Raw genomic sequence first — 20,207 nt, 5'->3', positions numbered from 1 at the left:
TGCGGCCAGCCGCATCGAGCTCTGCGGGGGGCGCACCGCGCATGAGCGAGGAGCAGTTGTTGGCCTATACCAGCGCTGATCCTTTTGCCCAGACCTCATCCAAGCCTTGGGAATATGAAGCGACGTCGCCTTACCTGCGCAAGGTGGCGATCATCTGGATCATCCTCGTCATGGCAGCGCACTTATTTATGGGCTTCACTGTGGGCTTGTCTTTTACCGGCGCAACGGTGACGACTATTGATAAGTTCGCTTTCCCCGGGGTGGGCGTGGTGATTTCGATCCTGTCGTGGTTGGCATTGACTCGGCCGCGACTCCGCGCGAACTCTGATGGGGTAGAGATCCGCAACATTCTAGGAACCCGCTTCTACCCGTGGCAGGTCATCTACGGCCTATCTTTCCCTGAGGGATCACGCATGGCGCGTATTGAGCTGCCTGACTTCGAATACGTGCCGGTTTGGGCCCTGCAGTCAGGTGATAAGCAGAACGTCATCACCAAGGTCCGCTCTTTCCGTGACCTGGAAGCCCGCTACATGCCGCAGGATGACTAGTGGCTGATCCCTCTGAGTACCGCCCCGCGCCCGGAAGCATCCCCACGGATCCGGGCGTTTATAAGTTCCGCGATGAGAACCGCCGCGTCATCTATGTGGGCAAGGCGAAGAACCTGCGCGCGCGGCTATCAAACTACTTCCAGGACATCACCCAACTGCACCCGCGAACCCGCCAGATGGTTCTGACTGCGGCCTCAGTCGAATGGACTGTGGTGGCCAGCGAGGTGGAAGCACTGCAGTTGGAGTACACGTGGATCAAGCGCTTCGATCCACGTTTCAACGTCATGTACCGCGACGATAAAACCTACCCTATGCTCGCGGTATCTGTGGGGGAGACCGTCCCGCGTGCGTTCTTCTATCGCGGCCCACGCCGCAAAGGAGTGCGTTATTTCGGCCCTTATTCCCATGCCTGGGCGGTGCGCGAATCCCTCGATCTTCTGACTCGAATCTTTCCCATGCGCACGTGCGCCAAGGGTGTGTATAACCGTCACGAGCGCTTAGGACGGCCGTGTCTTTTGGGCTACATCGGCAAGTGCGATGCTCCCTGCATTGGCCGCGTCAGCCCCGAGGAACACCGCGAGACGGTCAACCAGCTCATCAGCTTCATGAATGGCAATACCGCCCCGGTGCGCAAGAGGATAACTCAGCGCATGGAGGAGGCGGCGGAGAACCTAGAGTTCGAGTTGGCAGCACGCCTGCGCGATGACCTCAGCGCGATAGACAAATTGATGGAGCAGCAAGCCGTGGTTCTGTCCGATGGAACGGATGCAGACCTCATCGCGTTTAGCTCCGATGAACTTGAAGCGGCGGTGCAGATTTTCCACGTACGTTCGGGCCGCATCCGCGGTCAGCGTGGTTGGGTGGTCGAGCGCTCTGGTGATCAGGCAACGACAGACGTGGTGGAGGAGGGCCAAGCAGATCCGGGTCTGCCGGCACTGATCCAGAACTTCCTCATCCAGTTCTATTCGGATGCCGTCGAGCGTCAGCGCCAAGAGGCTGCCGAGGACGCCAAGTTGGAGCGCAGGGGAGTGGACCAAGAATCCCATGCTGACACACGGCAGGGTAACGCCATTCCTCGCGAGATTCTGGTCCAAGCCCTTCCAGATGAAGCTGACGAAGTCAAGATTGTTCTCGAGGAGTTGCGAGGCGCCCAGATTGACTTGCGCGTCCCGCAGCGCGGCGACAAGCGCGCACTGATGGAGACCGTCGAGAGGAATGCCAAGGAGCAGCTGAAACAGCACAAGCTCAAGCGCGTGGGCGATCTGACTGCCCGGTCCGCAGCACTTCAGGAGCTGCAGGAGGCGCTAGGCATGGATTCCGCGCCGCTGCGCATTGAGTGTACGGATATCTCGCACATTCAAGGTACCGATGTCGTGGCTTCCTTGGTGGTCTTCGAAGATGGCCTGCCACGCAAGTCTGATTACCGCCGCTACCGCATCAAGGAGGCTGCGGGTGATGGACGCTCCAACGATGTCGGTTCCATCGCTGAGGTGACTCGCCGCCGCTTCAAGCATCACCACGATGACAAGCGAGCGGTTCCGGACGAGGAGCTGGAGAACACTACCTTCGCCGAAGAGATGGTGCACGAAGAGGCGGCGAGCCAGATCAAACGTAGCTCCTACCCACCGCAGCTTTTCATTGTGGATGGAGGCGCACCGCAGGTGGCTGCGGCGCAGGCGGTTTTCGACGAACTCGGCATCGTGGACGTAACCCTCATCGGTCTGGCGAAGCGCCTAGAAGAAGTGTGGGTTCCGGGTGATGATGAACCGGTGATTTTGCCCCGCAATTCTCAGGCGCTCTTCTTGCTCCAGCACCTCCGTGATGAAGCCCACCGTGTCGCCATTTCCTATCACCGCCAGCAGCGCTCGAAGCGTATGCGCTCATCGGTTCTTGATGCCGTTCCGGGCTTGGGGCCCCAGCGTCGTACTGACCTGGTCAAGCACTTCGGTTCGGTGAAGAAGCTCAAAGAAGCCAGCGTGGAAGAGATTGCTGAAGTCAAGGGTTTCGGCCCGAAGTTAGCGCAAACAGTATTTGATCATCTTCACGCCTCATAAGAAGGCTTGGCTCTCGAGATAGTTCCCACCGAGGACTCTGAATAGGTGGTAAGAATGGAAGCCATGACGCTGTTTGATTCCCCACCCATTTTGATCACCGGCATGTCAGGCGGTGGCCTGACGTCGGCGGCTAAAGTGCTGGAGGATAAAGGCTATTACGTAGCCCACAACATTCCCCCCAAGGCAATCGTTGACCTACTCAAGTTGTGCGCGAGCCCGGAATCCCCGGTTTCTAAAATTGCCGCGGTGACCGATGTGCGCTCCCGCTTGTTCCCGGGTTCCTTGGCAGAAACTCTTGATGAACTCGAGCAGTTAGACATGAAACCGACACTGCTTTTCCTCGACGCGCGGGATGATGTGCTCATTCGCCGCTTCGATTCAGTTCGTCGTACGCACCCGCTGCAGGACGGGGAAACCCTCAAGGCGGGCATTCAGCGCGAGCGCGCAGCAGTACAGTCCATCCGTGACCGCGCGGATATCATCATTGATACGACCAATCTGTCTGTCCACGACCTGCGCCGCGCGATCGAGGCCTCTTTCGGCGAGATGGGTCATGAGCTACAGCACGTCACGTTAGAGTCCTTCGGCTTCAAGCATGGCTCCCCGCGTGACGCAGATCTTGTCGTCGATGTCCGCTTCCTTCCCAATCCTTATTGGGTGCCCGAATTGCGGGGGTACCGCGGTACTGATGAACCGGTCGCAGACTACGTCCTCTCCCAGGACGCCGCTAAACCCTTCATTGATCACTTCATCACCATGCTTGACTCGATGCTTGCCGGCTACCGGCACGAGGGCAAGAACTTCATTACCGTAGGCATCGGGTGCACCGGTGGGCATCACCGATCTGTGGCCGTTACGGAGGAGATTGCTCGCCGTCTCAGGGAGCGCGGGGATCTGGATGTGAGCACACTGCACCGTGACATCGCCCGGGATTAGGTGCGATAAGATAAAAAATCATTCCCTACCCTTGGATGACCGAAAGCTAATATTTCCGTGACGTCTCTCCCTACCCACATGGCTAGCCTGGGCGGTGGCCATGGTCTTTATCAAACCCTTTTGGCTGCGCGCCGCACCGGCGCGGAGGCGATCTCTGCCATCGTCACTGTGGCTGATGACGGCGGTTCTTCCGGACGGCTGCGCCGCGAGATGGACATTATTCCGCCGGGTGATTTGCGCATGGCGCTCGCCGCGTTGTCGAGTGACTCAGAGGAGGGCCAGATGTGGGCCTCAACGCTGCAGCACCGCTTCCAAAGCACCGGCGCCATGGCCGGCCACGCGGTGGGTAATCTCCTCATTGCCGGACTCACTGAGGTCTTGGGGGACTTCCAAGCGGCGCTTGACGCGGTGGGACGGCTAACGCAGTCTGCGGGCCGCGTGCTGCCGGCTGTGAATCTGCCGCTCGATATCGAAGCGGACGTGGCCGGGCTTGACGACGATCCCCGCATCATGCGCTCTGTCCGCGGCCAAGTCGCCGTGGCGTCCACCGTGGGGCAGGTTCGCCGCGTCCGGATCATCCCGGAGAAGCCACAGGCCAATCCGGAAACCATCGCGGCCCTGCGCGATGCGGACCTCATCACCTTGGGCCCGGGATCGTGGTTTAGCTCGGTGCTTCCACACGTCCTCGTACCGGAGATTGTCAACGCAATTACGTCCTCGGATGCGCTTCGCGTTGTGGTACTTAACCTTTCCGCGGAACCAGGGGAGACCCAGGGCTTTTCAGCTGAGCGCCACCTGCACGTCTTAGCGCAGCATGCGCCAAACCTGCGGGTAGACAAAGTAATCGTCGATGGTTCTGGTCTTCCGAATGAGTCGGAGCGAGTTTTCGTGCAGCGTGCGGCCAGCGTGCTCGGTGCTACGGCGGTCTTCCGCGATGTGTGCCAGAGCGATGAGAACGGACATTCTCTCAACAAGCATTGCCCAAACAAGCTCGCGCAGGTACTGACTGAGCTTTATACCGACTATGCCGCTCAGCGCGATTCTTCAGCGGGTGCCCCGGGCACTCACCGCGGCTAAGTGCACGATAGACTAAGTGGCATTCATCGCTCACCGCAGCGTCGCTGCGCTTCACAGGCGCGGTGGTGCCTGCTGTGTATGCACGAGCTCAAGGCCCTTCTAGGGCCAGTTGCACCACTGCTGCTTTCTGCGGTGAGTTACATCAAGAGTTGAAAGGGGAGGCACGAGGTGTCTGCGTCATTGACCGATCAGGTCAAGGAGGAACTTACGGCGGTGTCCGTACCGCGCCAGTCCGCTCGTGCGGCGGAGGTTGCCGCGATCCTCAGGTTCGCCGGCGAGCTCCACATCACCGGAGATAGGGTGATGTACGAGGTCGAATTGGAATCGAAGAGCGTAGCCACTCGCTTGGTCACCGCACTCGACGAGTTGTATTCGATTTCTGCGAGCACCCACGTAGCCGGCCCCGCCGCATCCTCTAAAAAGAGCAGAGTGCAGGTGCGAATCACTACCGGGGCCAAGGAGTTGACTAGGCGCCTGGGGTTGGTGACCCGCTCGGGTCACCCAGTCGTGGGCCTGCCACCGCAAGTAATCTCCGGCTCTGTTGCGGATAATGAAGCAGCTTGGCGCGGCGCCTTTTTGGCGCAAGGTTCGCTAACCGAGCCGGGCCGGTCTTCAGCGCTGGAGGTGACCTGTCCTTGCCAGGAGGCAGCACTCGCTCTCGTAGGCTGCGCGCGTCGTTTGGGTGTAGCGGCGAAAACTAAGGAGACCCGCGGGGCCGATCGCGTCGTGGTGCGTGATGGCGATGCCATTGGTGCGTTGCTGACCAGAATGGGGGCCCAAGAGACTCGACTGACGTGGGAGAAGAAACGTATCCAACGCGAAGCCCATGACACCTCCCGCCGCCTAGACAACTTCGATGACGCCAACTTACGCCGTTCTGCCCGTGCGGCAGTTACAGCTGCGGCTCGCGTCGAACGCGCCATGGTTATCTTGGGCGATGACGTCCCGGAACATCTCGCGGACGCCGGCCGCCTACGCGTGCAGCACCGCGAAGCTTCCTTGGAAGAGCTCGGACGCTTGGCTGATCCGCCGATGACCAAGGACGCGGTGGCTGGGCGTATTCGCCGCCTGCTTTCTATGGCAGATAAGCGCGCGAAGGAACTTGGTGTGCCGGATACGACGAAGGCAGTGACAGAGGAACTTTTTGAGGAATCCTAGTCTCTCGTCTTAGCCCCAGACGCAGTCGAATGTTGTGCCCGTTCGGGCACCATCGCGACCGTCTGGGGCAATTTTTTGACTATCGATGGTGAATTTATGACCGGCGATAACCGGTTTATTTTTGGATTCACCCGCTCTTTTTTGCTTTAGTGAGATATCCCACCTTGCCCTCTTTAGGGCCAACATAATCCCACATAAACGGGCATATCTGCAGGTGTGTGCGTTTGGGGGATTGTCTTAAGTAACTAGCGGTCCATCTAGTGTACGCCCCTTTTCCCTTTCGTGCGAGCATCTTGGTTGGGAACCTGAACGCGCACTGCAGGATGCAAAATCCGTGGGTACTATCGGCCGTGTTGGGAAAACCACCGAGCACGTCACGGAAGTGGCAGGGCAACGGTGCCGCAAGAACGGTCCACCGCACTGCCTATAAAGACAAAGTCTCGGAAGCCCCCACAATTGAACTTCACTCGATTATTTGAGGAGACATTACAGTGACCATTCGCGTAGGTATCAACGGATTTGGCCGCATCGGCCGCAACTTCTTCCGTGCAGTCGCACAGGGCAACAATGACCTCGAGGTCGTCGCAGTTAACGACCTGACGGACAACGCAACCCTGGCCAACCTGCTCAAGTACGACTCGGTTCTGGGCCGCTTCGACGGTGAGATCGAGCACGACGACGAGTCCATCACCGTCAACGGTCACAAGATTGCAGTCTCCGCAGAGCGCGATCCGAAGAACCTGAACTGGGGCGAGTGCAACGTCGACATCGTCATCGAGTCCACCGGTTTCTTCACCGATGGTGAGGCTGCCAAGGCTCACATCGAGGCCGGCGCCAAGAAGGTCATCATCTCTGCACCGGGCAAGAACGTTGACGCAACCTTCGTCTACGGCGTTAACTCCGATGAGTACGACGCTGAGAAGCACAATGTTATCTCCGCCGCATCCTGCACCACCAACTGCCTGGCACCGATGGCCAAGGTCCTGCACGAGAAGTTCGGCATCGAGAAGGGCCTGATGACCACCATCCACGCCTACACCGGTGACCAGCGCATCCAGGATGCTCCGCACCGCGACCTGCGCCGCGCCCGCGCCGCAGCCGTCAACATGGTTCCGACTTCCACTGGTGCAGCAAAGGCTGTCTCCCTGGTTCTGCCGGAGCTGGAGGGCAAGCTGGACGGTTACGCAATGCGCGTTCCTACCATCACCGGTTCCGCTACCGACCTGACCTTCCAGGCATCCCGCGACGTCACCGCTGAGGAAATCAACGCTGCTATCAAGGAAGCCGCCACCGGCGAGTTCGGCGAGACCCTGGGCTACACCGAGGACCCGATCGTCTCCACCGACATCATCACCGATTCCCACGGCTGCATCTTCGATGCTGGCATGACCAAGGTTTCCAACGGAAACTTCGTCAAGGTCCTCGGCTGGTACGACAACGAGTGGGGCTACACCAGCCAGCTTGTGCGCACCACCTCCCTGGTTGCCTCTAAGCTCTAAAGCTTCGCCCTCTGAAATGAGCACAGTGAAGCAAGCTGTGATTGCCTGCGGAAGCACCGCGGGCTAGATACCGGCCCACGCGCCGCGCCTACTATCTCTGAATATGTGGCGTGCGCTGGGCCGGTAGTCGTCTTTAAGGAACGAGTACGCGCTTTCACGCACATCGCGAATCAGGTTCCGGCACACTTTCTAATTGAATAGCATTAACCTTTAGCTTGAGTACCCACCTTTAAGGAGAACACAATGGCTTTCAAGACTTTGGACGATCTGCTCGCAGAAGGCGTTTCCGGCCGCCACGTCCTTGTTCGTTCTGACTTCAATGTCCCGCTTGATGATGAAGGAAACATCACCGACTCTGGCCGCATCACCGCCTCGCTGCCGACTATCAAGGCGCTCATTGAGGGGGGAGCGAAGGTCATTCTGTCGGCACACTTGGGGCGTCCGAAGGGCGAAGTAAACCCGAAGTACTCCCTCGCGCCAGTCGCAGAGGCTCTCTCCGAGGCGCTGGATCAGTACGTTGCCCTTGCCGGCGACGTCAGCGGTGAAGACGCTCACGAGCGCGCCAACGGCCTCAACGATGGCGATGTTCTCCTCCTGGAGAATGTTCGCTTCGATCCGCGCGAGACCTCCAAGGATGAGGCTGAGCGCGGCGCCTTCGCCGATGAACTCGTCGCCCTGGCTGCGGACAACGGTGCCTTCGTCTCCGATGGTTTCGGTGTTGTTCACCGCGCACAGGCCTCTGTGTACGACGTCGCCAAGCGCCTGCCAGCATACGCCGGCAAGCTGGTGCAGAAGGAAGTGGAAACCCTGGCTGCGGTAGCAGAGAAGCCAGAGCACCCGTACGTGGTCGTTCTGGGCGGCGCCAAGGTTTCCGACAAGCTCGGTGTGATCGAAGCGCTTGCCGGCAAGGCCGACAAGGTGATCATTGGCGGCGGCATGTGCTACACCCTTTTGGCTGCGCAGGGCTACAACGTCCAGAACTCTTTGCTGCAAGAAGACCAGATTGACAACTGCAAGGAGCTGCTCGAGCGCTTCGGTGAAAAGATTGTCCTGCCGGTCGACCTCGTTGCTGCAACCGAGTTCGATGCTCAGGCAGAGAACAAGGTCGTCGCCCTGGACGGTATTCCGGAGGGTTGGCAGTCTCTCGACATCGGCCCGGAGTCGGTGAAGGAGTTCGACGAGGTCATCGCTTCTTCCAAGACCGTCTTCTGGAACGGCCCAATGGGTGTCTTTGAGATGGAGGCCTTCTCCAAGGGCACCGCCGGTGTGGCACAGTCGATCATCGACGCCACCGCTAAGAACGGTTCCTTCACCGTCGTTGGCGGCGGTGACTCCGCAGCTTCCGTCCGCCTGCTCGGCCTCGATGAAGATGGCTTCTCTCACATCTCTACCGGTGGTGGCGCTTCCCTCGAGTTCCTTGAAGGCAAGGAGCTGCCGGGCGTCAAGGTCCTGGAAGCCTAAGCACTTAAACCGTCAACTCAGTCTGATTTAGAAAGGCTAATCATGGCACGTACCCCGCTTATCGCAGGTAACTGGAAGATGAACCTCGACCACAAGGAAGCTATTGGTTCCTTGCAGAAGTTCGCATTCTCTCTGCCGAAGGAATACTACGAGAAGGTTGACGTGGCGTTCATGGTCCCGTTCACCGACATCCGCACTGTGCAAACGCTGGTCGACGGCGACGACTTGCAGTTCACCTACGGCGCACAGGACATCTCCAAGCATGAGTCCGGCGCATACACCGGTGAGGTGTCCGGCAAAATGCTCTCCGCCCTGGGATGCTCCTGGGCAGTCGTTGGCCACTCCGAGCGCCGTCAGTACCACGGTGAGACCGACCAGCTGGTTGCTGAGAAGGCCGCTGCAGCTCTGACTAACGGCATCAGCCCTATTGTCTGCGTGGGCGAGCCGCTCAACGTGCGCGAGGCAGGCACCCACGTGGATTACGTGGTCACCCAAACCCGCAACTCCCTGCAAGGCCTTTCTGCCGAGGACCTCTCCAAGACCGTCATCGCGTATGAACCGGTCTGGGCAATCGGTACTGGTAAGGTTGCTTCCGCTGAGGACGCGCAGGAAGTGTGCGCCGCTATTCGCGAGCTCGTCCGTGAACTGGGCGGCGATGAGGTGGCCGAGGGGATCCGCATTCTCTACGGTGGCTCCGTCAAGGTGGATTCCATCGCGGAGATCGTAGGCAAGCCGGACGTCGACGGCGGCCTGGTTGGCGGTGCTTCTCTCAAGGGCGAGGAGTTTGCCAAGCTGGCGGCTAACGCTGCCCAGGGCGCATAGCCTTCATACCAGCTAGCATCACGCTCATGAGCCGTGGCGGGTCGGAATGGTTTCTGGCCCGCCACGTGGTGTATTATCGGGGATTATTGCGCCCGCTTTTGGCGCCCTCTTCTCCGTGGGCTGACGGCATAGGCTGTCACCACCACATAAAATGAACGAACGCGTAAAACAAGGAACTATTTCATGATCTTGGCACTGGAAATCATCCTCGTGATTGCCGCAATCCTGATGTCTGTCTTCGTGCTGCTGCACAAAGGTAAGGGCGGCGGTCTTTCCAGTCTCTTTGGTGGCGGTGTGCAGTCCAACTTGTCTGGTTCCACCGTGGTTGAAAAGAACCTCGACCGTTATACCGTGGTCATGGTGGTCATCTGGCTCGCTTGCATCGTAGCCCTAAACCTGCTGCAGGCATATAGCAGCTAAAACCGCCAGCTGGTCTACGGCCACAACAACGCAGAACGCCGCGTGCTTCCTCTCATGGAGGAGGGAACGCGGCGTTCTTTTTTCCTAGGCTTCAAGCGACCGAGGAACCGTGGCGCTAAAGCTGCTGTGCGGCGTCTTCACTTACGAAAAGTAGAGTCTCTTCGGTGCCCCGCGCACCTGCGGCAGGCCAATCCTCAGCCGCGGCCCCGGCTACGAGATGGGACGCAGCTTCGGCCTTCTCCTCACCGGAGACAAGGAACCAAATGCGTTGAGAGCGATTGATAGCGGGGTAGGTCAGCGTGACACGCTCCGACGGGGGCTTAGGGGAATCATGGACAGCAAATGCATAGTCCGTATCCTCATAGACTGCCTCCGAGTGCGGGAAAAGAGAGTTGATGTGGCCTTCATGTCCCATGCCCAAGAGGTGAATGTCGAAGCCCTCCGGCGCAAAATCACGAATCTCGCCTTCATAGGCTTGGGCGGCGTGCTCCATGGATACCGCACCCAAGTCATAGCCATGAATGTGCGGTTCTGGAATACCGACCTTGCTGAGAAGAGCCTCGCGAGCTTGTCCCTCGTTGGAATCCGAATCGCTGACCGGAACATTGCGCTCATCCCCGAAGAAGACATGGACCCGCGTCCAGTCCACGGCCAATGCGGGATAGTCGCCGCCTTGCCGCTCGGCAGCTTCGTGGAGGCGTGCCAATTCGCGGAGGACACCGATTCCAGCACCACCACCGGTGAGGACTACGCGTGCTACTCCGTCCTTGTGCAGGCCACCGCCCGGGGCTTGAATCGCTGCAATCGTCTCGATAAAGGCGAGTGCGGCGGAGGATATGAGCTCGTCGATGTCGCTAACGCGGCGAAGCGTGACCATGGTGAAGAAAGATCCTTCTGAATGATGGGACTGGGGAAACGATGGAATAGTTACGCCTACACACTGTAGTGCACGCGCGCTAAGGCGCGGAGAGCATGGGCGTATGTCCTATCCGAATCAAGGTGGCGCAGCTCTTCCGAGAGCACCTCCGCTTCGGAACGCACAGCGAGGCTCACGAGCGATTCCGGGGAACCGGGGACGCTGACCTTAACCGTCGTGGCGTCGACGGCCGTGACAGTGATATCCGCGGTGGGGCGCCGGAAGACTAAGGAGGTAATCGGGAAGGCGCCTGCCTCGCATTCCGAGATTCTACGGGTGACGGGGACGGAAAGGGCGTCGAGCAGCCAGCCGGCCGCAAAATCGACGGCGGCATGGTGCTCGGCTCCGGAAATCTCCACCGAATTGACAGGCTCGTGTGGATGGCGGTCAAGAGCAGAGGCGATGATGCCACGCCACAGGGTAATGGCGCCCCAGGACATGTCGGAATCACCCGGCTTATAGCCGGAGGACAGCACGTGAAGATCGTATTGATCAACACCGCTGCCGAAAGCCACGTTAGTGATGCGGCGTTGGGCTAGAGCACCGATGGGCACGGCTGCGGGCGCAGGCGGGCAGGCAGTAGGCCACCAGGCAACGATCGGTGTATCCGGAAGAAGAAGGGGAGTAACCACTGCTTCTGCTTGGTCGGCGAGGGCGCCATGGAGGTGCATAACGACGATTTCCGAGGCACCCGCCTCGCCGCCGACGCGCAGCTCAGCATCGAGGCGGGTTTCTTCTTCGAGGGAGCCCGAGGCGATCACGATGACGCGGGAGGGGTGCTCGTGGGAGGCATCGCGTACTGAAGTGAGCAGGTTGTCAAGGTCATCGCCTTCTTCGGTCATAACGATGAGCGTAAGAACGCGGCCGGTCGTGAGCGTGTAATGCTCCTGCATCTCCACGAGCTTTTTAGAGATTTTGCGCGTGGTCGTATCTGGCAAGGGGATAATCATAAAGCCATTCCTCCTAGGGGCCCTACGGACGGCGCCAGGAATGACCCTGGCGGCGCAGCATTCTATCGGCAGACTCCGGCCCCCATGTGCCAGCGCGGTACTGCTCTGGCTGACCGATGTTGGACCAGTATTCAATGATGGGGTCGAGGATGGACCAGGACAGCTCCACTTCCTCGTTGGTGGGGAAGAGGGAGGACTCGTCTAAGAGGGCGTCGAGAATCAGGCGCTCGTAGGCTTCCGGTGATTCCTCGGTGAAGGCCTCGGCGTAGGCGAAGTCCATGTTGACGTCGCGCACCTCCATGGTGGAGCCGGGAACTTTGGATCCGAAGCGCATGGTGACGCCTTCATCTGGCTGGACGCGGATCACCACGGCATTCTGGCCCAGTGAATCAGCTTGACCTTGGTCAAAAGGCTGGTGTGGGGCGGTCTTAAAGACGAGTGCAATCTCCGTCACGCGGCGGCCGAGGCGCTTGCCGGTGCGCAGGTAGAAAGGAACGCCCGCCCAGCGACGGGAATTGACCTCAAGGGTGCAGGCTGCATAGGTTTCCGTCGTGGATTCGGGATCGAAGCCTTCTTCTTCCCGGAGGCCATTAACATACTCTGAGCCCTGCCAGCCAGCGGAGTACTGGCCGCGGGCTGTGGTCTTGTTAAGCGGGTGCACCGCGTTGGTGGCACGCAGCACCTTGATCTTTTCGGCTTGGAGCGCCTCAGGGGCAAAGGAGGAAGGCTCCTCCATGGCGACGAGGGCTAGCAGCTGCAGGAGATGGTTTTGGATGACATCGCGGGCAGCGCCGATGCCGTCATAGTAGCCAGCACGGCCTCCGAGCCCGATGTCTTCGGCCATGGTGATTTGCACATGGTCGATATAGTGCGCATTCCACATGGGTTCGAAGATCTGGTTGGCAAAGCGCAAAGCCATGATGTTCTGCACCGTTTCTTTACCCAGGTAGTGGTCGATGCGGAAGACCGAGGACTCTGGGAAAACGGCGTTGACAATCTCGTTGAGCTGGCGTGCGGAATTCTGATCGTGGCCGAAAGGTTTCTCAATGATGACGCGGCGCCAGGAATTATCCGTGCTATCTGCCATGCCGACGCGCTCCAACTGATGGCAAATATCGGAGAAGAACTCCGGGGGCACGGAAAGGTAGTAGGCCCAGTTACCGCCCGTGCCGCGGGAAGCGTTGAGCTCAGCGAGTCGGGCAGACAGCTTGTCAAAGCCTTCGTCATCGAAGCTGCCGTGTACAAACTCGATTCCCTTGGCGAGGTGCTCCCACACATGCTCACTGAAAGTGGTTCGTGCTCCTGCCTCGGCGGCTTCGCGTACGTAGTCGCAGAAGGCCTGTTTATCCCAGTCGCGGCGGCCGTAGCCGACCAAAGTGAAGCCTGCCGGAAGCAATCCGCGATTGGCCAGGTCATAGATTGCAGGCAGGAGCTTCTTGCGCGCCAAGTCACCCGTGACGCCAAAAATCACCATGCCAGAGGGGCCGGCGATGCGTGGCAGGCGCTTGTCCTTCGCGTTGCGCAACGGGTTGACCCACGCGCTGGTAGTGCTCACTAAGTGTCCTTTCGGTCTGTGTGAGTTAAGTCCAACTGCTCAGCATAGCGACCCGCGCCGCGTAGGCCATAGTTGCGTGGCCATAGACGGTGCGTGAGTCGCTGTTGAGCAATCACTGTTCGCCGTTGTCTAAGCGAGGCGGTCCGTCATTGAAGCAAGCAAAGCTTCCCATGCATCGACGAACTTGTCGACGCCCTCCTTCTCCAGCACTGCGAAGACATCCGCGAAGTCAATGCCAACTGCCTCCAGCTGTGACCACACCCGCTCTGCCTGCTCCGCAGAGCCACTGAGAGTATCGCCGTGCAGGTTGCCCTGCTCGAGTACGGCATCGATGGTCTTCTCCGGCATCGTGTTAACGGTATCCGGTCCAGCTAGCTCAGAAACATAGAGCGTGGCAGGGTAGTCGGGGTTCTTAACTCCCGTCGACGCCCACAAGGGGCGTTGCGGGTTAGCGCCAGTTGGAAGGTCTTCGCCGCCCGCCGTGAACTCTTTGCGGAACAGGGCGTAGGCCCGCTGAGCGTTAGCCACGCCAGCTTTTCCGCGCAAGGCAAGAGCCTCGTCAGCGCCGTTCAATTCCAAGCGCTTGTCTACTTCGGTATCCAGACGGGAGACAAAGAAGGATGCTACGGAGTGAATCCTAGAAACGTCCTTGCCCGCCGCAGCCGCGCGCTTGATTCCTTCCTTATAAGCTGCAATGACTTGGGCGTAGCGTTCGACGGAGAAGATAAGGGTGACATTGACGGAGATGCCCTCGGCGAGGGCGTCGGAGATAGCAGGAAGGGAGCCATCGGTAGCTGGGATCTTGATCATGAGGTTGGGGCGCTCAACCTTCGCCCACAGCTCACGTGCCTGCTCCAGGGTTGCTTCCGCATCTGCGGAGATGCGGGGATCTACCTCGATGGAGACGCGGCCATCCCGGCCACCCGACTTCTCGTAGATCTCGGTAAAGACGTCGCACGCGTTACGGACATCGTCGATAGCCAGTGCGTACACAGCTTCGTCCGCGTTAGCGGACTTTTCCTTCAGTGCTGCGATATCGGAATCATAGGAGGTGCCGGATGACATTGCGGCAGCAAAGATCGCGGGGTTCGTGGTGACACCCACGATGGACTTAGTGTCCAAGAGCTCACGGAGGTTGCCGGAGTCTAGGCGTTCGCGGGAAAGATCATCGAGCCAGGTTGACGTCCCGAGGTGAGCCAGATCATCAATATGCGTCATGGTGTGGTGTAGGTCCTTTCGTGAGGGGAACTCGGAACGGGAGACTAGTCTGCCTGCGCCGCGCTCAGTGCTTCGCGCGCGGCATCAGCAACGGCCTCGGCGGTGAAACCGAAGTTCTCAAAGAGCTCTGCGGCAGGTGCAGAGGCACCAAAGTGCTCCAGAGACACGGTGCGGCCGAAGGAACCGGTGTACTTGTGCCACGGCATAGAGATACCAGCTTCGACGGAGACGCGCGCGCGGACCGAGGAGGGAAGGACGGATTCGCGGTAGGAAGCATCCTGCTCATCGAACCACTCCAGGCACGGTGCGGAAACGACCCGGGTGGCAGTACCTTCAGCCTCGAGCTGCTTGGCGGCTTCCACAGCGAGCTGCACCTCGGAGCCGGTGGCAAGGAGGATGACATCTGGAGTTTCCTTCGATGCCTCAACAAGGATGTAGGCGCCGCGGCGGACGCCTTCGGCCGCCTTTTCCTTGGTGCCCTCAAGCACTGGAAGATTCTGGCGGGACAGCGCTAGGCCCTTCGGCGCGGCCTTGTACTCGAGTGCTGCCGCCCACGCCTGGGCCGTCTCGTTAGCATCGGCCGGGCGGATGACGGAAAGGTTGGGGATGGCGCGCAGGGCAGCGAGCGTTTCCACCGGCTGGTGGGTGGGGCCGTCTTCGCCCAAGCCAATGGAATCGTGAGTCCACACGTAGTAGGTATCGGTGGACATGAGCGCACCGAGGCGCACGGCGGGGTACTGGTACTCAGAGAAGATAAGGAAGGTACCGCCATAGACGCGGGTATTGCCGTGCAACGCAATGCCGTTCATGATGGCGGACATGGCGTGTTCACGAATCCCGAAGTGCAGGTTGCGGCCATAAGGTGTGGCAGTCCAGGTATCCGTAGTGATGGACTCGGGGCCAAAGGACTCCGCGCCCTTGATCACCGTGTTATTGGAGCCTGCCAGGTCGGCGGAACCGCCCCACATCTCCGGCAGGGAGGCCGCAAGTGCTTGAATGGCGGCTTCAGAAGCCTTTCTGGTAGCCAGAGACTCGCCCGCTTCCCACGTGGGAAGCTCGGCGGCGAAGTCAGCAGGAAGTTCGCGTGCCTGGAGGCGGTCGAAGAGCTTCTTCTCTTCCGGGTTGGCTGCGGCCCACGCGTCGAATTTCTCCTGCCACTCAGCATGTTTCTGTGCACCGCGGGCAGCCAGCTCGCGGGTATGAGCGAGAACTTTCTCGTCGATGTGGAAGGACTGCGCAGGATCGAAGCCGAGGACTTCCTTGGTCGCGGCCACCTCGTCTTCACCGAGGGCGGCGCCGTGGACGCCACCGGTGTTCATCTTGTTCGGTGCTGGGTAACCGATGACCGTCTTTACACGGATGAAGGAAGGGCGGGAGGTTTCGGCGCGGGCAGCAGCAGCGGCCGCTTCGATGGCTTCGACGTCCTCACCGGACTCCACGGTCTGCACGTGCCAGCCATAAGCCTCGTAGCGCTTGGCGACGTCCTCGTTGAAGGCAATGTTGGTGTCATCCTCGATGGAGATGCGGTTGTCATCCCAGAAGACGATAAGGTTGCCCAGCTTCTGAGTACCTGCCAAGGAGGAGGCCTCAGCAGTCACGCCCTCCTGCAGGTCACCGTCAGAGGCGATGACATAGACATAGTGATCGAAAGGAGATTCGCCAGCCGGGGCGGAAGCGTCGAACAATCCACGCTCCTTGCGCGCGGCCATGGCCATACCAACCGCGGAAGCCAGGCCCTGGCCCAGCGGGCCGGTGGTGATTTCTACGCCGTCGGTGTGGTGAACCTCCGGGTGGCCGGGAGTCTTAGAACCCCACGTGCGCAAAGACTTGAGATCCTCCATCTCGAGGCCGAAGCCGCCGAGGAAGAGCTGGATATACTGCGTCAGAGAAGAGTGCCCCACTGAGAGGACAAAGCGGTCGCGCCCCGCCCAGTGAACATCGGCTGGGTCATGGTTGAGCACGCGCTGGTAGAGCGTGTAGGCCAGAGGCGCCAAGGACATGGCGGTACCGGGGTGGCCGGAGCCGCAGTTCTGAACGGCATCGGCAGCGAGCACGCGGACGGTATCCACGGCGCGGGTGTCGAGGTCACTCCAGTCCGAAGGATAACGGCGCTGAACCATAGCCTGCAGTTCCGGGGACAACTTTTCGTGCGACACGGCGAAAACCTCACTTCGCTTCTGGAAACAGATATACCGTTAATCAGTGTAAAGGTTTTTCGATCTTCGGCGGGGGATTATATAAACCAGGTTTCGGGCGGTAGTCTGGCATGGTTGACGCCGTTGCTCCCCGCTTTCGGATCTGGCTGGCGAGTGCTTCGAAGAGGAAACCTCGACCGTGCCACACAGCTCTCGGGATATCTCGGGAACTTTTTAGCGCGAGCAGACGACCACTACTTCAGACCTATAAGCCATACACCCACGTGCCGGATATACGGAGGACTATTCCTTGGAGACCATCAAGGCCTATTTTGCGCTAACGAAACCGAGGATCATTGAACTCCTCCTCGTGGCAGCAATCCCGGCTATGCTCCAGGCCCAGCGTGGATTCGAGGCGGTGTCCTCAAACTTCTGGCTCATCGTATCCACCATCTTTGGCGGATGGATGGGTGCCGCTGCGGCCCACACGTTCAACAACGTCGTGGACTATGAGATTGACCAGAAGATGCAGCGCACTCGTGCTCGGCCGCTGGTGCGCAAGACTATTTCGCGTCGCAATGCCGCCATTTTTGCTTGGGTCATGCTCGCACTATCCGTCTTCTGGCTGGGCGTGCTGGCGCATTCCTGGCTGGCGGCGTTCTTCGTGCTGCTGACTAACTTCTTCTATGTCATCGTCTACACGAAGTTCCTTAAGATGCGAAACTCCCAGAACATTGTCTGGGGTGGCCTAGCAGGCTGTATGCCCGCCATGGTGGGCTGGGCGGTGATCCGGGATAACGCACCGGCGGGGGAGCCTGACCGTTGGTGGCAAGCCGTAGTCTTGTTCCTCATCATCTTCTTCTGGACCCCGCCTCATACGTGGGCGCTGGCGATGAAATACAAGGAGGACTACCGCAAGGCCGGGGTGCCGATGCTGCCCGTCGTTGCCGGGGAGGTGGAAGTTACCCGCCAGATTGTGTGGTACACCATCGGCACGGTTATCGTGACCTTCCTTATTATCCCGGCAGCCTCCTGGATCTACTTGGTGGCCGCGGTGGCCTCCGGTGCGGTCTTCTTATGGATGGCAATCCGCCTCCACCAAGGCGTGAAGAAGGGCGCAAAGGTCAAGCCCATGCGCCTATTCATCTACTCCAATAACTATCTCTCAGTCCTCTTCATTGGGCTGTCTATCGACGCCGTCGTGGGCTGGGAACCCATCGGTCGCATGCTGGGCTGGTCGGCCGCCCTCTTCTAACGAGGCGGCCTGCCAACCAGATCAGCGAACCTCCAATTATCTCGAACTAGTCCAGGGAGCTACTCCTTGGACTAGTCTTCTCTTACGCGCAGAACGATGGAGCCGGTGGTTTTGCGCTCTTGGAGGTCGCGGTGGGCCTGAGCGGCTTCGGCGAGCGGATATTCCGCCGAGATGCGGAAGTCGAGGTCGCCATCGATGACCGCCTGCACCACTGCCTGGGCGCGCATCTGGAACTCGCCTTCCTGGGAGGTCCAAGCACCGAGCGAGGGGCGGGTGAGGAAGATGGAGCCGTGCTTGTTCAGCAGCTGCGGGTCCATCGGCGGGACGGGGCCCGACGCGGCGCCGAAGAGCGCTACCGTGCCGCGCGGCCGCACAACCTCAAGGGATTCACCGAAGGTGGCTTTGCCGACGCCATCGTAGACCACGTCGACGCCGCGCCCGCCATTGTGACGACGTACCTGCTCTGCCAAGCCACTGCTGTAGCGGAACACGTGGTCTGCACCCGCGCCGTAGGCCAGCTCTTCCTTCTCATCGGTGGAAACCACGGAATAGACGGTGGCGCCCAGGGCCTTGGCCATCTGGGTGAGGATTAAGCCCACGCCGCCCGCACCGGCGGTAATGAGGCAGGACGCACCTTCCCCCAGCTGATAGACACCGTGGGTGAGGTAGTGCGCCGTCATGCCCTGGAGGAGCATGGAACCTGCGACGGCGGAAGGAATCTCGTCGGGGACGGCCACCACGCGGTCGCGCGGCACGCAGACTTGCTCCGCATAGGAGCCGAAAGCGTGATCCCAGGCCACCATCGTGCCCGGGGCGATTTCCCCCTGGGGGTCGTGCACAACGCGTCCGGTTCCCTCGAGTCCGATGATGAACGGCACGGAGGCGTTGTAGATGCCTTCGCGGTAGTAGGTGTCGATGTAGTTGACACCGGCCACGGAGACGTCGACAAGCAGCTGCTCCTTCGTCGGCGTGGGGGATTCTACCTCGGCGTAGGTGAGGACCTCGGGCCCTCCGGTCGTGGTCACCTGAATAGCATGCATGGTGTCTAGGCTAAACGAAGCCGAGGGCTCCGCGCAGCAAAAAGCGCCGCCATCCTCACTTCCTGATGAGAACGGCGGCGCTTCGAGTACCTGTTTTACCGGCTCCGTTGGCTCTGCTTAGCTGTGGGCGGCGGGGACGTTCTCGCCACCGCGCTGGGAGGTGCTGGCAGTTGTGCCATCCTCGTTGCCGACGCGGCGCAAGCCATGCGCCCACAGCAAGGCGGTGAAGGCCGTGACCACTGAGGACATGCCCACGTGGAAGGGGACGGTCCAGCGGGGGATGTGGAGGTAGAACTGGGTGACACCGATAGCCCACTGTATGACGATGCAGGCAATGAGCACCCAGCCGGCCTTCTTCGCCACCTTGGGAGCGCCGGTGCGGTGCAAGAGGAAGACCACGATGAGCGTCAGCGCTAAGTAGACGTACATGCAGACCGCGTGAATGATGGCCATGCCATAGGTGTCCACGCCGAGGCGGCCCTCCATGCCCACACCGGCATCACCGGAGTGGGTACCCGAGCCAGTGACAAAGGTGCCCGTCAGCAGAACGATGGACAGGGCCACAGTGGCCACCACCGCGAGGGTGCGCACCGCGGCGGGGAAGAGGCGAGTGGGAGTGCCGTCATCGGGTTCATTAATGCGGGAGAACAGCATGGCCGCGATCCACACCAAGACCATCGACGGGAGGAAATGCACAGCCACACTCCACCAAGAAAGCTTCAGCACGACTGACAGAGCGCCAATGAGTGCCTGCACCACGATGCCGGCGAGCCCCGCCCAGGCATAGACCTTGAGCTCCTTGCGGCGCTGCGCCTTGTGAACGACCACGATGCTGGCGATGGCAGCCGCCGCGACAACGAAGGTCAGCAGGCGGTTTCCAAACTCAATGGCTTGGTGGAGCATGGGGGCCGCACCCTCAATGGGCACCAAGGAACCGGGGTGGCAGTTGGGCCAGGTAACGCAACCAAGGCCGGAGCCGGTGACGCGCACAATGGAGCCCGATACCGTAATGCCGCCCTGACAGAACAGAAGGATGAGGGCGATAGTGCGCTGCATCTTCAGCGACGGGCCAGAGGCCACGCCGGCAGGCGCGAGGGGACGTTGAGAAGAAACATTTGCGGTACTCACGGCTATTCAGCCTACCGCTCGGCCCTGCCCCGGAA

General features: G+C 60.1%; 17 protein-coding genes. 10 read left to right on the top strand and 7 right to left on the bottom strand.

What is annotated here, in order from left to right; genetic code table 11:
• The first annotated feature begins 41 nt into the window (after positions 1 to 41).
• The 9 genes from QP363_RS08070 to secG all read left to right on the top strand — a co-directional run bounded on the left by QP363_RS08070 (position 42) and on the right by secG (position 9,975).
• Positions 42 to 548, top strand: a complete 507-nt coding sequence (locus QP363_RS08070; RefSeq protein WP_236659274.1) for a PH domain-containing protein — start codon at positions 42 to 44, stop codon at positions 546 to 548.
• Positions 548 to 2,602, top strand: a complete 2,055-nt coding sequence (gene uvrC, locus QP363_RS08065; RefSeq protein ID WP_284763898.1) for an excinuclease ABC subunit UvrC — start codon at positions 548 to 550, stop codon at positions 2,600 to 2,602. Before QP363_RS08070 ends, uvrC begins: the two co-directional genes overlap by 1 nt.
• Positions 2,603 to 2,656: 54 nt before the next feature.
• The gene (rapZ, locus tag QP363_RS08060) at positions 2,657 to 3,538 is read left to right on the top strand and encodes an RNase adapter RapZ (RefSeq protein ID WP_284763897.1); all 882 of its coding nucleotides are present in this window, start codon (positions 2,657 to 2,659) and stop codon (positions 3,536 to 3,538) included.
• Between the two features lie 78 nt (positions 3,539 to 3,616).
• Entirely contained in the window at positions 3,617 to 4,615 is a 999-nt protein-coding gene (gene yvcK / locus QP363_RS08055) for a uridine diphosphate-N-acetylglucosamine-binding protein YvcK (RefSeq protein ID WP_070444892.1), read from the top strand.
• A 168-nt stretch (positions 4,616 to 4,783) separates the two neighbouring features.
• On the top strand, positions 4,784 to 5,773 hold the full coding sequence (whiA, locus tag QP363_RS08050) for a DNA-binding protein WhiA (protein WP_070444889.1): 990 nt from the start codon (positions 4,784 to 4,786) through the stop codon (positions 5,771 to 5,773).
• Between the two features lie 491 nt (positions 5,774 to 6,264).
• Positions 6,265 to 7,272, top strand: coding sequence for a type I glyceraldehyde-3-phosphate dehydrogenase (gene gap, locus QP363_RS08045; RefSeq protein WP_284763894.1), 1,008 nt, complete (start codon positions 6,265 to 6,267; stop codon positions 7,270 to 7,272).
• 243 nt (positions 7,273 to 7,515) lie between these two features.
• The gene (gene pgk / locus QP363_RS08040) at positions 7,516 to 8,733 is read left to right on the top strand and encodes a phosphoglycerate kinase (RefSeq protein ID WP_070643464.1); all 1,218 of its coding nucleotides are present in this window, start codon (positions 7,516 to 7,518) and stop codon (positions 8,731 to 8,733) included.
• 42 nt (positions 8,734 to 8,775) lie between these two features.
• On the top strand, positions 8,776 to 9,555 hold the full coding sequence (gene tpiA, locus QP363_RS08035; RefSeq protein ID WP_070444881.1) for a triose-phosphate isomerase: 780 nt from the start codon (positions 8,776 to 8,778) through the stop codon (positions 9,553 to 9,555).
• Positions 9,556 to 9,738: 183 nt separating this feature from the next.
• Positions 9,739 to 9,975 (top strand): preprotein translocase subunit SecG, encoded by a 237-nt coding sequence (gene secG, locus QP363_RS08030; protein WP_070643470.1) that lies wholly within the window; start codon positions 9,739 to 9,741, stop codon positions 9,973 to 9,975.
• Between the two features lie 115 nt (positions 9,976 to 10,090).
• Here secG and pgl read toward each other — a convergent pair whose 3' ends face one another.
• The 5 genes from pgl to tkt all read right to left on the bottom strand — a co-directional run bounded on the left by pgl (position 10,091) and on the right by tkt (position 16,734).
• The gene (gene pgl / locus QP363_RS08025; protein ID WP_284763889.1) at positions 10,091 to 10,852 is read right to left on the bottom strand and encodes a 6-phosphogluconolactonase; all 762 of its coding nucleotides are present in this window, start codon (positions 10,850 to 10,852) and stop codon (positions 10,091 to 10,093) included.
• A 56-nt stretch (positions 10,853 to 10,908) separates the two neighbouring features.
• Positions 10,909 to 11,841, bottom strand: coding sequence for a glucose-6-phosphate dehydrogenase assembly protein OpcA (locus QP363_RS08020; RefSeq protein ID WP_070444875.1), 933 nt, complete (start codon positions 11,839 to 11,841; stop codon positions 10,909 to 10,911).
• A gap of 22 nt (positions 11,842 to 11,863) precedes the next feature.
• Positions 11,864 to 13,396 carry a glucose-6-phosphate dehydrogenase gene (gene zwf / locus QP363_RS08015; RefSeq protein ID WP_284763888.1) on the bottom strand — a complete coding sequence of 511 codons (1,533 nt, stop codon included), beginning with the start codon at positions 13,394 to 13,396 and terminating at the stop codon, positions 11,864 to 11,866.
• 129 nt (positions 13,397 to 13,525) lie between these two features.
• Positions 13,526 to 14,614, bottom strand: a complete 1,089-nt coding sequence (gene tal, locus QP363_RS08010; protein WP_070730285.1) for a transaldolase — start codon at positions 14,612 to 14,614, stop codon at positions 13,526 to 13,528.
• 44 nt (positions 14,615 to 14,658) lie between these two features.
• On the bottom strand, positions 14,659 to 16,734 hold the full coding sequence (gene tkt / locus QP363_RS08005; protein ID WP_284763953.1) for a transketolase: 2,076 nt from the start codon (positions 16,732 to 16,734) through the stop codon (positions 14,659 to 14,661).
• Positions 16,735 to 17,059: 325 nt separating this feature from the next.
• On the opposite strand from tkt, the gene QP363_RS08000 reads away from it, so the two are divergent.
• Positions 17,060 to 18,004: a heme o synthase gene (locus QP363_RS08000; RefSeq protein WP_010186753.1), complete on the top strand. Its 945-nt coding sequence runs from the start codon at positions 17,060 to 17,062 to the stop codon at positions 18,002 to 18,004.
• A gap of 71 nt (positions 18,005 to 18,075) precedes the next feature.
• Here QP363_RS08000 and QP363_RS07995 read toward each other — a convergent pair whose 3' ends face one another.
• Together QP363_RS07995 and QP363_RS07990 are read right to left on the bottom strand one after the other, a co-directional pair.
• Positions 18,076 to 19,044 (bottom strand): quinone oxidoreductase, encoded by a 969-nt coding sequence (locus QP363_RS07995; protein ID WP_070444867.1) that lies wholly within the window; start codon positions 19,042 to 19,044, stop codon positions 18,076 to 18,078.
• A gap of 117 nt (positions 19,045 to 19,161) precedes the next feature.
• On the bottom strand, positions 19,162 to 20,172 hold the full coding sequence (locus tag QP363_RS07990) for a heme A synthase (protein WP_144656380.1): 1,011 nt from the start codon (positions 20,170 to 20,172) through the stop codon (positions 19,162 to 19,164).
• Between the last annotated feature and the right edge of the window lie 35 nt (positions 20,173 to 20,207).

Source organism: Corynebacterium sp. UMB6689 (assembly GCF_030215295.1).
GTDB classification, from domain to species: Bacteria; Actinomycetota; Actinomycetes; order Mycobacteriales; family Mycobacteriaceae; genus Corynebacterium; species Corynebacterium aurimucosum.
The sequence above is the reverse complement of the archived record's forward strand: the minus strand, read 5'-3'. Positions and strand labels throughout refer to the sequence as shown.

Bases quoted from the DNA above. Each gene is read 5' to 3' on its own strand.
- secG (WP_070643470.1), top strand. From the start codon at position 9,739: ATGATCTTGGCACTGGAAATCATCCTCGTGATTGCCGCAATCCTGATG.
- QP363_RS07995 (WP_070444867.1), bottom strand. From the start codon at position 19,044: ATGCATGCTATTCAGGTGACCACGACCGGAGGGCCCGAGGTCCTCACC.
- tal (WP_070730285.1), bottom strand. From the start codon at position 14,614: ATGACGCATATTGATGATCTGGCTCACCTCGGGACGTCAACCTGGCTC.
- tpiA (WP_070444881.1), top strand. From the start codon at position 8,776: ATGGCACGTACCCCGCTTATCGCAGGTAACTGGAAGATGAACCTCGAC.
- tkt (WP_284763953.1), bottom strand. From the start codon at position 16,734: ATGGTTCAGCGCCGTTATCCTTCGGACTGGAGTGACCTCGACACCCGC.
- yvcK (WP_070444892.1), top strand. From the start codon at position 3,617: ATGGCTAGCCTGGGCGGTGGCCATGGTCTTTATCAAACCCTTTTGGCT.
- QP363_RS08020 (WP_070444875.1), bottom strand. From the start codon at position 11,841: ATGATTATCCCCTTGCCAGATACGACCACGCGCAAAATCTCTAAAAAG.
- QP363_RS08070 (WP_236659274.1), top strand. From the start codon at position 42: ATGAGCGAGGAGCAGTTGTTGGCCTATACCAGCGCTGATCCTTTTGCC.
- pgl (WP_284763889.1), bottom strand. From the start codon at position 10,852: ATGGTCACGCTTCGCCGCGTTAGCGACATCGACGAGCTCATATCCTCC.
- rapZ (WP_284763897.1), top strand. From the start codon at position 2,657: ATGGAAGCCATGACGCTGTTTGATTCCCCACCCATTTTGATCACCGGC.
- pgk (WP_070643464.1), top strand. From the start codon at position 7,516: ATGGCTTTCAAGACTTTGGACGATCTGCTCGCAGAAGGCGTTTCCGGC.